Annotated in this window: 17 protein-coding genes; 15 read left to right on the top strand and 2 right to left on the bottom strand. The window is 71.4% G+C overall.

Translation table 11 applies throughout. The features are described from left to right. Positions 1 to 5 precede the first annotated feature (5 nt). From I4J89_RS17355 to I4J89_RS17340, 4 genes are read left to right on the top strand one after another with little or no spacing between them, the layout of a single operon-like run. Entirely contained in the window at positions 6 to 569 is a 564-nt protein-coding gene (locus tag I4J89_RS17355; protein WP_196415013.1) for a DUF3558 family protein, read from the top strand. Positions 570 to 625: 56 nt separating this feature from the next. Then, a complete protein-coding gene (locus I4J89_RS17350) occupies positions 626 to 1,441 on the top strand; it encodes a hypothetical protein (protein ID WP_196415012.1) in 816 nt (271 codons plus the stop codon). Continuing rightward, positions 1,438 to 2,397 (top strand): nucleoside triphosphate pyrophosphohydrolase, encoded by a 960-nt coding sequence (locus I4J89_RS17345; RefSeq protein WP_196415011.1) that lies wholly within the window; start codon positions 1,438 to 1,440, stop codon positions 2,395 to 2,397. The genes I4J89_RS17350 and I4J89_RS17345 overlap by 4 nt, the downstream gene beginning before the upstream one ends. 9 nt (positions 2,398 to 2,406) lie before the next feature. Beyond that, positions 2,407 to 4,059, top strand: coding sequence for a DUF885 domain-containing protein (locus I4J89_RS17340; RefSeq protein WP_196415010.1), 1,653 nt, complete (start codon positions 2,407 to 2,409; stop codon positions 4,057 to 4,059). A gap of 55 nt (positions 4,060 to 4,114) precedes the next feature. Here the strand turns inward: I4J89_RS17340 and I4J89_RS17335 are convergent, their stop codons facing one another. Both I4J89_RS17335 and I4J89_RS17330 read right to left on the bottom strand, forming a co-directional pair. After that, complete coding sequence (locus I4J89_RS17335; RefSeq protein ID WP_196415009.1) at positions 4,115 to 4,813, bottom strand: hypothetical protein; 699 nt, start codon at positions 4,811 to 4,813, stop codon at positions 4,115 to 4,117. A 101-nt stretch (positions 4,814 to 4,914) separates the two neighbouring features. Further along, the gene (locus I4J89_RS17330) at positions 4,915 to 5,547 is read right to left on the bottom strand and encodes a PilZ domain-containing protein (RefSeq protein ID WP_196415008.1); all 633 of its coding nucleotides are present in this window, start codon (positions 5,545 to 5,547) and stop codon (positions 4,915 to 4,917) included. A 172-nt stretch (positions 5,548 to 5,719) separates the two neighbouring features. On the opposite strand from I4J89_RS17330, the gene eno reads away from it, so the two are divergent. The 11 genes from eno (at position 5,720) to I4J89_RS17275 (ending at position 13,696) form a co-directional block, all read left to right on the top strand. Further along, positions 5,720 to 7,003, top strand: coding sequence for a phosphopyruvate hydratase (gene eno, locus I4J89_RS17325; RefSeq protein WP_196415007.1), 1,284 nt, complete (start codon positions 5,720 to 5,722; stop codon positions 7,001 to 7,003). A gap of 83 nt (positions 7,004 to 7,086) precedes the next feature. Next, positions 7,087 to 7,638: an FtsB family cell division protein gene (locus I4J89_RS17320; RefSeq protein WP_196415006.1), complete on the top strand. Its 552-nt coding sequence runs from the start codon at positions 7,087 to 7,089 to the stop codon at positions 7,636 to 7,638. Then, positions 7,638 to 8,123 (top strand): DUF501 domain-containing protein, encoded by a 486-nt coding sequence (locus I4J89_RS17315; RefSeq protein ID WP_196415005.1) that lies wholly within the window; start codon positions 7,638 to 7,640, stop codon positions 8,121 to 8,123. The genes I4J89_RS17320 and I4J89_RS17315 overlap by 1 nt, the downstream gene beginning before the upstream one ends. Continuing rightward, positions 8,120 to 8,614 (top strand): amino-acid N-acetyltransferase, encoded by a 495-nt coding sequence (locus tag I4J89_RS17310; RefSeq protein ID WP_196415004.1) that lies wholly within the window; start codon positions 8,120 to 8,122, stop codon positions 8,612 to 8,614. Before I4J89_RS17315 ends, I4J89_RS17310 begins: the two co-directional genes overlap by 4 nt. 10 nt (positions 8,615 to 8,624) lie before the next feature. After that, positions 8,625 to 9,536: a Ppx/GppA phosphatase family protein gene (locus I4J89_RS17305; protein WP_196415003.1), complete on the top strand. Its 912-nt coding sequence runs from the start codon at positions 8,625 to 8,627 to the stop codon at positions 9,534 to 9,536. A gap of 69 nt (positions 9,537 to 9,605) precedes the next feature. Further along, a complete protein-coding gene (locus I4J89_RS17300) occupies positions 9,606 to 9,935 on the top strand; it encodes a PadR family transcriptional regulator (protein WP_196415002.1) in 330 nt (109 codons plus the stop codon). Continuing rightward, complete coding sequence (locus I4J89_RS17295) at positions 9,932 to 10,912, top strand: HAAS signaling domain-containing protein (RefSeq protein ID WP_196415001.1); 981 nt, start codon at positions 9,932 to 9,934, stop codon at positions 10,910 to 10,912. Before I4J89_RS17300 ends, I4J89_RS17295 begins: the two co-directional genes overlap by 4 nt. A 95-nt stretch (positions 10,913 to 11,007) precedes the next feature. Next, a complete protein-coding gene (locus I4J89_RS17290) occupies positions 11,008 to 11,514 on the top strand; it encodes an LppU/SCO3897 family protein (protein WP_196415000.1) in 507 nt (168 codons plus the stop codon). A gap of 103 nt (positions 11,515 to 11,617) precedes the next feature. Next, a complete protein-coding gene (locus tag I4J89_RS17285) occupies positions 11,618 to 12,370 on the top strand; it encodes a uracil-DNA glycosylase (protein ID WP_309238356.1) in 753 nt (250 codons plus the stop codon). A gap of 46 nt (positions 12,371 to 12,416) precedes the next feature. Next, complete coding sequence (locus tag I4J89_RS17280; RefSeq protein WP_196414999.1) at positions 12,417 to 13,124, top strand: DUF4129 domain-containing protein; 708 nt, start codon at positions 12,417 to 12,419, stop codon at positions 13,122 to 13,124. After that, the gene (locus I4J89_RS17275) at positions 13,121 to 13,696 is read left to right on the top strand and encodes a hypothetical protein (RefSeq protein WP_196414998.1); all 576 of its coding nucleotides are present in this window, start codon (positions 13,121 to 13,123) and stop codon (positions 13,694 to 13,696) included. The genes I4J89_RS17280 and I4J89_RS17275 overlap by 4 nt, the downstream gene beginning before the upstream one ends. Positions 13,697 to 13,700 lie beyond the last annotated feature (4 nt).

The following is a 13,700-nucleotide window of genomic DNA, read 5'->3' as shown; positions in this document are numbered from 1 at the left end:
GGAAAGTGTCGAAGCGAATCGTTGCGGTCGGCGCCGCCGTCCTGCTGTCCGCCGGGTGCGGCGGCGAGGATCCGGCGCCGACCTGGCAGGCCCCACCGTCGCCGGCGGCGCCCACGTCCGCCGCTCCGGCACGCCTGGCGAAGATCACGTCAGCGTGTGACCTGCTGCCGGCGGCCAAGGTGATCGACCTGCTCGGCGGCAACGGGCAGACCAAGCTGTCCGGCCGGGAGCTGCCGCGCGAGAAACGGGAGAACGGCAACGTGTGGCGGCACTGCGGGTACGGCCGGGGTGGCAACGAGCCGTTCCGGCTGTCGGTGGCGACGATGCCGGACCGTGCGGACACCGTCGACGAGACGATCGACGCGGTGGCCGAAGCCGCCGGGAACGGCTCGAAGCGCATCGAGGGGCTGGGCTCCGCCGCCGTCGGGTACACCGAAGGTGAGGGTCGCTCGGTGATGGCCGTCGCGCCCTACCAGAAGGAGCTCCGGGTGGTCCAGTTCACCGGTCCGGCCCTGGTTCCGCAGGACAAGCTCGCCGAAGTGGTCCGTCAGGTGATCGGCAAGATTTGAGTGACGCCGGGGGTGGGGCGACGTACATCACAATCGACATGAGAGAGTCTTGAACCATGCTGCGTGCTCGCCGACTCGCCTCCGCCGTTGTCGTCGCGTCTCTCGCCGTGGGCGGGCTCTCCGCCTGCCGGTCGGAGCCGACCGTGGCCGCCTATCTCGGTGATACCGGCCGGGTCTCGGAAGAGCGGGTCCAGGCCATCTGGGACGAGGCGCACGACGCCTTGACCGACCGTGCCCGTGACGACGCGGCCGCGGCCGAGAAGGCGCAGCGTGCCGAGGAGGAAGCCCGCCGGCGCAGTGGCCAGGAGGTGACGCCCGCGCCGACCATCACCCCGAAACCGGTGCAGATGCCGTTCAGCCGGGCGGACATCGTGCACTCGCTGGTCACCCGCGAGCTCTACGGGCGGGTCGCGGAGCAGCGCCGGGTGCAGCTGCCCGCCGCCCTGCCGTACGAGGAGGCCGGCGCACAGCAGAATCTGCCCGCCTACTCCGAGTACGTGCACCTCTACGTCGAGAACCTCGTGCTGTACAACCTGCTCATGCAGGCCGTCCAGGTGTCCGCGCCGCCCGCCGACGAGGACATGCGAAAGGTCTACGACCAGCTCGCCGCCAACGGGGGTGTGGCGCCCGGACAGGGCTTCGACGCCTGGAAGGCCGCGCAGTCGCAGCAGAACCAGCAGGCAGTCGCCGCGGCGGCGGAGGTACGCGACGACGTCCAGACGGTCGCCGCTGACCTGCGGGTCAAGGTCAATCCGCGCTACCAGCCGTTCGAGGTCGGCGTGCTCCAGATCCAGAACGAGACCGATACGCTGAACCTGCTCAGCACCGACTTCGGCGACGACCAGTCGGTTCCGGTGGCCGACGTACCTTGAGCACCCGGATCGTCCTCCTCGTCACCTCGCCGCGGCTGCCGGCCGGGTTGCTGACCGCCGAGGCCTGGGACACCGTGCGCGCGTACCCGGTTTTCGCCGGCGCTGAGAGTGAGCAGGCCACGGCCCTGCGGGTGGCCGGCGTGCCGGTCACCGTCCTGGAGACCGACGCGCAGGGTCTGCTGGACGCCGTCGCCGGTCAGCCCGGCGCGGTGTGGCTGGCCGGGCCCGCCGGTGACCAGCCGTTCGCCCGGCAGCTCGGCCTGCGGCTGGCCCGCGAGCCCGGGCTGGCCGAGTTGGAGCTGATGTACGGCTCGTGGGACCCGCCCGGCGCTCGGCTGCTCGACGCGGTCGCGGTGATGGACCGGCTGGCCTCGCCCGGCGGTGACCCGTGGAAGCGGGCGCAGACCCATCAGACGCTCGCCCCATACCTGCTGGAGGAGAGCTACGAGGCGTACGACGCGATCGAGTCGGGTGACCTGGACGCGCTGCGCGAGGAGCTCGGCGACGTGCTGCTCCAGGTGGTGCTGCACGCCCGGTTGGCCGAGGACCAGCCGGAGGGGCACGGTTGGACGATCGACGACGTGGCCGGGGTGCTGGTGGACAAGATGGTCCGCCGCAACCCGCACGTCTTCGCCGGGGAGCGGGTCGCGGACATCGAGGAGATCACGGCTAACTGGGAACGGATCAAGCAGGAGGAGAAGGCGCGGGACTCGGTGCTCGACGGGATCGCGCTGAGCCAGCCGGCACTCGCGCTGGCGGCGAAGATCCTCCAGCGGGTGCAGCGGGCTGGGTTGGGCGTACCCCTGCCGGAGGGCGATGATCTGGGCGCGGTGCTGCTCAAGGTGGTGGCCGAGGCCCGTGCCGCGGGTCTGGACCCGGAGGCCGAGCTGCGCCGGGCCGCACTCGCGTACGCGGACGCGGTGCGTGCGGCGGAAAATGTCGGTCCCTCCGAGTAGGTTTTCGGCATGCCGGAGTTCGTACCGCTCGCCGAGCGCATCGTCGACGCCCTCCTGGAAAGCGATCCCGCGACCGCGTCCCACGCGGGGGATCACCGCTTCGACGACCGTCTGCCCGATCTCTCCCCGGCCGCCGTCACCACCCGGATCGCCATGCTGCGTGACGCCGGTGACGCGCTCAGCGGCGTCGACACGGATGGTCTGGGCGCCCAGGAGCAGGTCGACCACGCCATCCTCGCGGCCCGGGTGGAGCGGGAGCTCTTCGAGCTGACCGAGGTGCGCGAGCACGAGTGGAACCCGTTGGAGCACAATCCGGGTCCGCTGCTGCACGGCCTGATCGCGCGGGGGTTCGCCCCGGTCGGGGAGCGGCTGGAGAGCCTGGCCGGCCGGCTCGCCGCGATCCCCGACGCGCTCGCCACCGCCCGCGCCCTGCTGCGTGACGTGCCACGGATCCACGCGGAGACCGCCGCCGGGCAGTTCGCCGGCACGGCCGCACTGATCCGCGACGAGGTGCCCGCTCTGCTGGCCCAGGCACCCGGCATGCGTGCCGTGGTGGAGCCGGCCGCGGCCGGTGCCCTGGCCGCGCTGGGTGAGTTCGACGGCTGGCTCAGCCGGCTGCTCGACAGCGGCGAGCCCGGCCGCGACCCGCGCCTCGGCCGCCGGCTCTGGGAGGCGCGGCTCTGGCACACGCTGGACACCGAGCTCTCCGCCGCCGAGGTGCTGTCCCGCGCCCGGGACAACCTGGAGCGGGTGAGCGAGGAACTGCGGGCCGCCGCGGCCGAGCTGGTCGGTGGCCCGGCCGCCGACGAGACCGTGCGGCGTGCGCTGGACTCGATCGCCGAGCAGCACCCGGACAACACCACCATCGTCGGCCTGGCCAAGGCGACGATGGACGAGGCGACCGAGTTCGTCCGGCGGCACGACATCGTGTCCTTGGTGGACGATCCCTGCGTCATCGAGGAGATGCCGGAGTTCGCCCGGGGCGTCGCCGTGGCGTACTGCGACCCGCCCGGTCCGCTGGAGACGGCCGACGTGCCGACGTTCTACTGCATCGCCCCGGCCCCGGCGGACTGGCCGGCCGAGCGGATCGCCAGCTTCTACCGTGAGTACAACAACGAGATGCTGCGCAACCTGACCGTGCACGAGGCCATGCCCGGGCACTTCCTGCAGATCGCGCACTCCCGGCGGTTCAATGCGGGTTCGCATGGGCCGTCCGCCGCCGGCAAGCCCAGTGCGACCCGGGTCCGGGCGCTGGGCTGGTCCGGGCCGTTCGTCGAGGGGTGGGCGGTCTACGCCGAGGAACTGATGACCGGGCTCGGCTTCGGTGGGCTGCCGGTCCGGCTCCAGCAGCTGAAGATGCAGCTGCGGATGAGCCTCAACGCGATCATCGACCAGCTTACGCACTGCGACGAGCTGCCCGAGGCCGAGGCGATGGCGCTGATGACCGGGCGCGGCTTCCAGGAGGAGGGCGAGGCGGCCGGCAAGTGGCGGCGGGCGTTGCTCACCTCCACCCAGCTCTCGACCTATTTCGTCGGCTACACCGAGGTGGCGGCCATCGCGGCGGCCCGCCCGTTCGGCGCCACCCCACGAGCCTGGCACGACGCGATGCTGGCGCACGGCTCCCCGCCGCCCCGCCACCTGCGCACCCTCCTCGGCGTCTGACCGCGCGCCCGCTGCCGGGAGTGAGCCTGCCGCGTTCCGCGCCGCGCGGTCGGTGCTACTTGCTGCGGCGGTCCACGAAGCGCGCCCCCAGCGGAGCGGCGAAGTCCGCCTCGTCCGTCTCCTCGGCGTAATCGACCAGCACCATCTCAACCGCCGTGCCATCGACGTGGCCGGTGAAGCTCGCCAGCACCCCCGCCACCGTCACACAGGTGTCGAAGTCGTCGGCCCCGCGCACCCGCAGGCAGGCGGCGTTCCGCCCGGCCAGCGTGGTGTCCTGCTGCTCGATCTCCACCGCCGGGTCGATCGCGGCCGTCTCCAGCATCGCGGCGACCGCGTCCGGCTCGATCATGCCGGTGGTGGCCGGCAGTCCGCCGGAGCGGCGGGGGTCGGTGGCGGTGCAGACCGTCTCACCAACGGGCTGGCTCGGTTCGGAGGAGCCGGGAGTAGCCGCGGGCCGCGTGCACAGCGTGACGGCCGCGGCGGTGTTGATCAACCGGCCGGTGGGGAACACGTGGGCCGTGCGGGCCGGGTCCGAGGTTTGCACCGTCCGGCCCTTCGCGCCACCGGCCAGCCGGTACGTCGCCGTGTAGGCCGGCACGGACGGCTCGGCCAGCTGGCCGGCCATCTCAGCGGCCAGATCCTGCCGGGTGACCCCGGAGGCGCTGGCTTGATCGAGGCCGGTGCATGAGCTGGTGATCAGCAGCACTGCGGCTAGGGCTGTGCCGGCGGATACGCGGCGCGGGATGGCGGGCACGCCGACCACACTTGCCTACCCGCCGGACCCAACGCAATCGAGTATCTCGAAACGCGATTCACATCGACCGACGTATTCGGAATGCGGAAATTGGGATGCCGTCAGACGGCGATGAGCGCGGCCTCCCGGGCGCGGGCGACCTGCTGCCGGAGGACGTACCGTCGGATGATCTTCGCCTGGCGCTCGTCCTGTTCGAAGATCGCCACCATCTCGATCATGACCGGCCCGCGAACCGGCACCTGCTGGCGGATCGCGCTGACCCGCAGGGCGGTGGCGGGGAACTCGACGATCTCGGTGCCGAGCTGCACCCGCAGGCGCATCTCCTGCCCGGGCCGCAGGTCGACGTCGCTGAAGTGGGCCCGGACCGAGCGCTCGCTGATGTCGTGCACCAGGCCGACCGTCTCGGGCGCGTCGGCGCGGACCAGCAGGACGTCCTCGCCCCCGCCGCCCCGGACGAACATGCGCCGTTGATCGAGGACCGGTTCGTCGGAGATCTGAAAGTCCGCCCGGTTCTCATCGAGAGAGGTCACCGTCGCGCGCACGGCATAGCTCCCCCTCAGGCCGGCCGGCCAGCGCAGGGTCACCGAGGACCCGAGCGGTGGCACGTCGTCCAGGGCGAGGGAGAGTGTCATTGCAGCGTCGGTGACCCGGACCACTCGGACGTCCGGGAGGCGTTCGTCCCCGGTGTCCAACTCGACGCGGGTGCCGTCGGCGGGAAACAGGCTACTGGTCATAGTGCCCCTCGGTTCGGCAGGCCGGGCGTCGGTTTGAGGGATAGCGCGAGGAGAGTTCACCAGCCCGGCGAACGTCTCATCGCCCGACTCGATACGCTCAGGGTCGTGGTCGGCCCGCAGGGTCGCGGACCGAAACTGATTTTCGTCCAACTGTTAGGGAGCGACACGACTAATGGCCACCATTGAAGCGATCGTCGCCCGCGAGATCCTCGATTCCCGGGGCAACCCCACCGTCGAGGTCGAGGTCGGCCTGGACGACGGCACGGTCGGCCGCGCTGCGGTGCCCTCCGGTGCGTCCACCGGTGCTTTCGAGGCGCTCGAGCTCCGCGACGGCGACAAGGGCCGTTACCTCGGCAAGGGCGTCGAGAAGGCCGTCGCCAACATCGAAGACAAGATCGCCGACGAGCTGATCGGTTACGAGGCGAGCGAGCAGCGCCTGATCGACCAGAAGATGCTCGACCTGGACGGCACCGACACCAAGTCGGAGCTGGGGGCCAACGCGATCCTCGGCGTCTCCCTCGCGGTCGCCAAGGCCGCCGCGCTCTCCGCCGAGCTGCCGCTCTTCCGCTACCTCGGTGGTCCGAACGCCGCCCTGCTGCCCGTCCCGATGATGAACATCGTCAACGGTGGCGCGCACGCCGACTCGAACGTCGACGTGCAGGAGTTCATGATCGCCCCGATCGGCGCCCCGACCTTCCGTGAGGCGCTGCGGACCGGCGCCGAGGTCTACCACGCGCTGAAGTCGGTGCTGAAGAAGAAGGGCCTGTCCACCGGCCTGGGCGACGAGGGCGGCTTCGCTCCGAACCTGTCGGCCAACGCCGCCGCGCTGGACCTGATCGCCGAGGCCGTCCAGGCCGCCGGCTTCAGCCTGGGCAGCGACGTCGTGCTGGCCATGGACGTCGCGGCGACCGAGTTCTACAAGGACGGGGCGTACGTTTTCGAGGGCGCGCCGAAGTCGGCCGACGAGATGATCGCCTACTACGCGAAGCTCGCCGCTGACTACCCGATCGTCTCCATCGAGGACCCGCTGGCCGAGGACGACTGGGCCGGCTGGAGCGAGATGTCCGCTCAGCTCGGCAACAAGATCCAGATCGTCGGTGACGACCTGTTCGTCACCAACCCGCAGCGCATCGCCCGCGGCATCGCCGAGAACGCCAGCAACGCGGTTCTGGTCAAGGTGAACCAGATCGGCTCGCTGACCGAGACCCTGGACGCCGTGGACCTGGCCCACCGGGCCGGTTTCAAGACGATGATGTCGCACCGCTCCGGTGAGACCGAGGACGTCACCATCGCCGACCTGGCGGTGGCGGTCGGTTCCGGCCAGATCAAGACCGGCGCCCCGGCCCGTTCGGACCGCGTCGCGAAGTACAACCAGCTTCTCCGCATCGAGGAGCAGCTGGAGACCGCCGCCCGGTACGCCGGTGCGGGCGCGTTCCCGCGTTACCGCGTCGGCTGACATCGAGCAGACGGATCATGGAGTCGTGACGCTCCGCCTGGCGGGGCGTCACGACAACTGACGACCGGCGGGAGGGGCAGGAGATGACGCAACGCCGCATGCCGAGCGGTCAGGGCCCGTCCCGCCGCGCCGCAGCGGGACGGCCGACCCCCTCCCGGACCCGGAACACCGGGCCGATCCGGGTGCCGTCGTCTCGGCGTACCCCTGGATCCTCCGACGGCGGCGCCGCCGCCAAGCGCACCGACGCTCCCCGCCATCGCGCCCTGACCGGGCGCGCCACCGTCCTGATCGCGGTCTTCGTCGCGCTGGCTCTGGCCTACACCTACCCCCTGCGGGTGTACCTGGAGCAGGAGTCCCAGATCGCCGAGATGGAGCGGGCCAAGGCCGACCAGCAGGCGAAGATCGCCGCCACGGCCAAAGAGCTGGAGAAATGGAACGATCCGGAGTACCAGCGGATCCAGGCCCGGGAGAACTTCTTCTACGTGCGTCCCGGCGAGACGCCGCTGCTGGTCTACTACGATGCCGCAGGCGCCGCTCGCGACGCCGAGGAGAAAGCGCCGGCGGCCGCCCCGGACCGCTGGTACGACACGCTGTGGAGCAGCGTCCAAGCCGCGAATGCCGAGCCTGCTGACTGATGGAAATGGAAGACGATCTCGACATCGTCGAGGCCCAGTTGGGCCGCCGCCCCCGCGGCACCCGCGCGGTCGCGCACCGCTGCCCGTGCGGCAACCCGGACGTGGTGGAGACCGCGCCACGCCTCGACGACGGCACCCCGTTTCCCACGCTCTTCTATCTGACCTGTCCACACGCCACCGCGGCGTGCAGCCGGCTGGAATCCGCCGGAGTGATGCGGGACATGCAGGAGCGGCTGAGCACCGATCCCGAGCTGGCGAAGCGGTACGCCGAAGCGCACCAGGACTATCTGGACCGGCGGACCGCCATCGAGGACGTCCCGGAGATCGCCAAGGTGAGTGCGGGCGGGATGCCGGACCGGGTGAAGTGCCTGCACGTGCACCTCGGTCACGCGCTGGCCGCGGGGCCGGGGGTGAACCCGTTCGGTGACGAGGTGCGGGACGCGATCGGGCCGTACTGGTCCGGCGGATCCTGCGTGCCCCGATGATCGTCCGTCGCGCGCGGACCAGGGACATCAAGGCGATCCGGGCCCTGGTCGACACGTACACCACCGACCGGCGCCTGCTCAGCAAGGCCACCGTCACCCTGTACGAGCAGGTGCAGGAGTTCTGGGTGGCGGCGGACGAGGACGACCAGGTGGTCGGCTGCGGCGCTCTGCACGTGATGTGGGAGGACCTGGCGGAGATCCGGACGGTCGCCGTCGACCCGTCGATGCGCGGGCGGAAGATCGGCCACCGGATCGTCGCCGCCCTCATCGACCAGGCGCGCGAGCTGGGCGTGGCCCGGGTCTTCTGCCTCACCTTCGAGACCCGGTTCTTCGGCTCGTTCGGGTTCACCGAGATCGACGGGGCGCCGGTGCCGCACTCGGTCTACGAGCAGCTGCTGCGCTCGTACGACGAGGGTGTCGCCGAGTTCCTGGACCTGGAGCGGGTCAAGCCGAACACCCTGGGCAACACGAGAATGCTGCTGCACCTGTGAAAGGCACCGGATGAGAGTCGCCGCCATCGACTGTGGGACCAACGCGATCCGCCTGCTGATCGCCGACGTGTCCGGGGACAAGCTGGTCGACGTGGCCCGCCGGATGGAGATCGTCCGGCTGGGGGAGGGCGTCGACCGTACCGGGGTGCTGGCACCGGCCGCGATCGAGCGCACCCGGCAGGCGCTGCTCGGCTACGCGGCCGAGATCGCCGAGCTGGGCGTCACCCGGGTCCGGATGTGTGCCACCTCGGCGAGCCGGGACGCGAAGAACGCGCAGGACTTCCGCGACATGGTCCGCGGCGTGCTGGGCGTCGACCCCGAGGTGATCACCGGCGAGGAGGAGGCTCAGCTCTCCTTCCTCGGCGCGGTGCAGGGTCTGGACGCACCCGGGCCGTACCTGGTCTACGACCTGGGCGGCGGTTCCACCGAGTTCGTCACCGGCACCGCCACGGTCGAGCGGGCGATCTCAATGGACATCGGCTGCGTCCGGATGACCGAGCGGCACCTGCACAGCGACCCGCCCACCCCGGCCGAGATCGCCGCCGCGGAGGCGGACATCACGGCGGCCGTCGACACGGCCCTGGCGGCCGTGCCCGGCCGGGAGGCGAAGACGCTTGTCGGCCTGGCCGGTACGGTCACGACCGTCGCCGCTCTGGCCCACGACCTTCCGGAGTACGACTCCGAGCGCATCCACCACAGCCGGGTCGACGCCGCCGAGGTCACCCGGGTGACGCGCGAGCTGCTGGCGATGACCGTCGCCGAACGCCGGGCCCTGCCGGTGATGCATCCCGGCCGCGCCGACGTGATCGGTGCCGGCGCCCTGATCATGCGGATCATCCAGGAGCGCACCGGCCACCACTTCGTGATCGCGTCCGAGCACGACATCCTCGACGGCATCGCCTTCGGACTGGCTGCGAACTGAAGCACCGCACCACCAGGCACGGTAGCGCGCTGTTGACGGTACTTCGGATTGCGCAGTAGTGTGCCACGCGTGGATCCGACCCAGCTACTCAAGGGCGTGCTCGACCTGGCTGTCCTCGCCGTCCTGCGGGACGAGGACGGCTACGGCTACGACATCCTGCGCCGCCTGCGCTCCGCCGGCCTGGAGGACGTCGGCGACGCCTCCGTCTACGGCACGCTGCGCCGCCTCTTCAACGGCGGCCTGCTGAACAGCTACGTGGTCCCCAGCGACGAGGGGCCACACCGGAAGTACTACGCCCTCAACGAGGCCGGGCGCGCCGAATTGCAGCGCTCCGGCAAGGTGTGGCACGGCTTTGCTTCGATCATGGATGATCTGCTTCGCGAGCGGGGGACGGCGTGAACCTGACGGCACAGGACGAGATCTCCCTCTACGTCGAGGGGGTGCGGCAGGCGCTCGCCCACCTGCCGGCGGCCACTCGCGAGGAGCTGCTCGAGGATCTTCCGGAACATCTCGCCGAGGTGCTCGCCGAGGGCGGTGGCTCGCTCACCGAACGCCTCGGCACCCCGCAGGCCTACGCCGCGGAACTGAGCGCGAGCGCCGGCATCACCGGCTCCGCGCCGCGGCCGCCGGCGCGTGCCGCCCGCCTCGCCGAGCTGCGGGGGCGGCTCGGCGAGGCGACGCGGCGGATCGATGACCGGACCGGACCCCTTCTGGGGTACGCGAAAGCCAGCGACTTCCTCGTGCTGCTGCGTCCCGCGTGGTGGGTGCTGCGCGGTTACCTCGCCGCCATGGCGTTCGCCTACATCTTCGACGACAACAGCGCACGCATCGGGCTGCTGCCCCGCGTCGTCGACAACGAATTGTTCGCCCTGCTACTGCTGGCCGGCGCGATCCTCGGCTCGATCTGGCTGGGCCGGCGCGGCCAGCCCGCCAAGCCGGTTCCCCGGCTGCTGCTGAAGGCCGGCACGGCGGTGCTGGCGATCTACGCGGTGGTCGGCTTCTTCGAGGCGGACGGGCAGGCCCGTCAGTCCACCAGCTACATGGACACCAGCTACGTCAGCGAGTTCGGCCACGTCCAGGACGTGTTCGTCTACGACAACCAGGGCCGGCTCATCAAGGGCGCGCAACTCTACGACCAGAACGGTCAACCGATCCGGCTCGGCGACAACGGCTGCACCGATCAGGTGACCGGCGAGTGGCGGGAGAGTCGTCAGCTCGGCTACCCGCGCTGCCCGGACCAGGCGCCGTTCCTGGTGGCCACGCCCGGCGAGACCGAGGCGGGGCCGACGCCCGAGCCGACGACCGCACCGACGCCGGTGGAACCGTCCGGGGCGGCACCGTCACCCTCCGTCCCGACCCCGGCGGCCAGCAAATAAAGCCTGGTCATGGGGTCGCGCGGGAGCGATAGCGATCGCTATCCTCCCGTGGCGGTCGGCTCTCCGGCCGCACCCCTCGAATCCAAGGAAGATCCATGACTGACCCGGCTGTGCCGACTCAGCCCGCTGGCGGGCAGGCCTTCCCGCCGCCGAACGCGGGAACACCCGGTTTCCCCCCGCCGAACTCCGGTGAGGTCCCGGGTGCGGTGCCGCCCGTGGTCCCGCCGAAGAAGAAGTCGGTGGGCAAGAAGATCCTCGGCCTGCTCGGCGGTCTGCTGATCATCGTGGTGGTCGTGGCGCTGAAGACCGGCCTCGGCAACATGCTCCGGGAGGACCCGACCGGCGACGCGAAGGCGGGCGACTGCCTGGCGATCAAGTCCGGGCTGAGCGACACGGCGACCGAGGTCGAGGCCGAGGTCACCGAGTGCTCGGCGACCGACGCGAAGTTCACCGTGCTGGGCCGCGTCGACGGTGTCTCGGACGTGTACAGCACGGCCTGCGACCCGACCTTCGACGCGAAGCTCAAGGAGGGTGAGGAGGGCTCGGTCATCGGCAGCAAGGAGAGCGGCGGCTACCTGCTCTGCCTCAAGGCGAACGGCTGAGCGATCCGGATCCGACCGCGGGGCGTCCGGACGGGCGCCCCGCGGCTGTTTCCGGCGCGGACCCGGGTGCGCGTCGATCAGCCGGGGATGCTGTGCTGTTCCGGTGCTTCCGTCCGACTCGTCCCCGCGTACCCCCGAAGAGGTCGTCGCCCAAGCGGCTGACGCCGCCTCGCTGAGCGTGCTGGATGCCCGGATCGCGGACTGTTTCGCCTGCCCGCGCCTGGTCGCCTGGCGCACGGACATCGCGGTGACGCGCCGCGCGGCGTTCCGCGATCAGGAGTACTGGGGGCGGCCGGTGCCCGGCTGGGGCGCCGCCGACGCCGAGATCGCCATCCTCGGCCTCGCGCCCGCCGCGCACGGCGGCAACCGCACCGGGCGGATCTTCACCGGCGACCGTTCCGGCGACGTGCTCTTCGCCGCACTGCACCGGGCCGGCCTGGCGAACCAGCCGACGAGCGTCTCCGTCGACGACGGCCTCCAGCTCCGGCACACCCGGATCTTCGCGGCGGTGCGCTGCGCGCCGCCGGACAACAAGCCGCTGCCGCAGGAGCGCGACACCTGCGCACCCTGGGTGCGGCGCGAGCTCGAGCTGATCAAACCCACGCTGCGGGTGGTGGTCGCTCTGGGTGCCTTCGCCTGGCAGGCCTGGTGGCCGGCGATGACCGCGGCGTACGGCGTACGCCCGCCCGTGCCCCGCCCGAAATTCGGACACGGCGCCCATGTGAGCCTGCCCGGCGTCCCCGATCTGCTCGGATGTTTCCACGTCAGCCAGCAGAACACCTTCACCGGAAAGCTGACCCCGGTGATGTTGGACGGCGTGTTCGCCCGTGCGAAGGCACTTGCGGGCCTGGCATGATGCGAGCCTGCCGAAAGTCCCCCGAGTTACGGATCTGAGCCCCCGCATGGACCTCCCCGCATTCCGCCGATGGTGGCCGCTGGCCGCCGTCCTCGGACTGCTCTTCGTGCTCTCGCTGGCCGCCACCCGGTCGTCGCCGCAGCTGGACCAGATCAACCCGGAGGCGACACCGACGACCGCGCCTCCCCTGCTGCCACCTCGCACCGGTGCGCCCGCCACGCCGACCGCGGAGGCCCCGGTCCCCGAGGCGGCCCGCACGCTGCCCGACTGGGTGGGCGACGCCGCGCTGGCCGTGCTCGCCGTGATCGCGGTCGTGATGGTCGTCGTGCTCACCTGGGCACTCGTACGGGAGCACCTGCGCCGGCGGGTCGGCCGGAGCGGGCAGCGTGGCCCGCGACGGCAGCCGCGCACCGCGGAAGAACTGGTGGCCGCCCTCGACGCGGGTCTGGAGGAGCTCTCCGACACCGACCGCGACCCGCGCCGTGCGGTGATCGCCTGCTGGGTCCGGCTGGAGGACGCGGCGGCCGCCGCCGGCACTCCCCGGCATCCCGGTGACAGCCCGACCGACCTGGTCGGACGGCTCCTGGCCGAGCAACGTGTGGACGCCGGGGTGCTGGCCGCGCTGCTGGAGGTCTACCGCGAGGCCCGGTACGCGACGCACACCGTGGACGACCAGATGCGGTCGCAGGCCCGCTCGGCGCTCCAGCGGCTGCGCGCCGATCTCGGTACGGCCAGGAGCGAGGTGCCGGCATGAGCGACGGGGGACTGGACGACCTCTTCGGGGCGGCGCGCGAGCCGGCCGTGGAGGCGCCCGCGCCGGTCGAGAAGCCTGGTTCCCCGATCCCGCGGCTGGTCGGGGAGGGCGTGCTCATCGCGTTGACCACAGTGGTGCTCGTGGCCGGGCTGCGGGCCGGCGGTGTCCGGGTCCCGCTGCTGCTGATCATCGCCGCGCTGATCGGCCTCCGCGTGGTCATCTACGCGGCCGCACAGGTCGCGCCCCCGCCGGCGCCCCGGCTGCGCTCCCAGATCAAAACCGGGACGGCACCGGCCACCGACGCGCTCCGGGCCACCGTCCGCCGCTGGGAGCGGAACCTGGACCGGGCCCACTCGGACCCGGAACTGTATGCGCGTAACGTTCTGCCGGTGCTCGCCGAGCTGACCGACGAACGGCTCCGGTTGCGGCACGGCATCACCCGGGCCAGTGACCCCCGCCGCGCCCGGGAGCTGCTCGGTGAGGAGCTCTGGTCCGAGCTGGCCAACCCCGGCCGGCGTGGGCTGCGGACCCGCGACATCGAAACCTTCGTGAACGCATTGGAACGACTGTGAGAAA

Origin of the sequence: Actinoplanes aureus (genome assembly GCF_015704865.1) — a bacterium.
GTDB classification, from domain to species: domain Bacteria; phylum Actinomycetota; class Actinomycetes; order Mycobacteriales; family Micromonosporaceae; genus Actinoplanes; species Actinoplanes aureus.
Note: the sequence above shows the minus strand (reverse complement) of the source record. Positions and strands in the feature narration are given on the sequence as shown.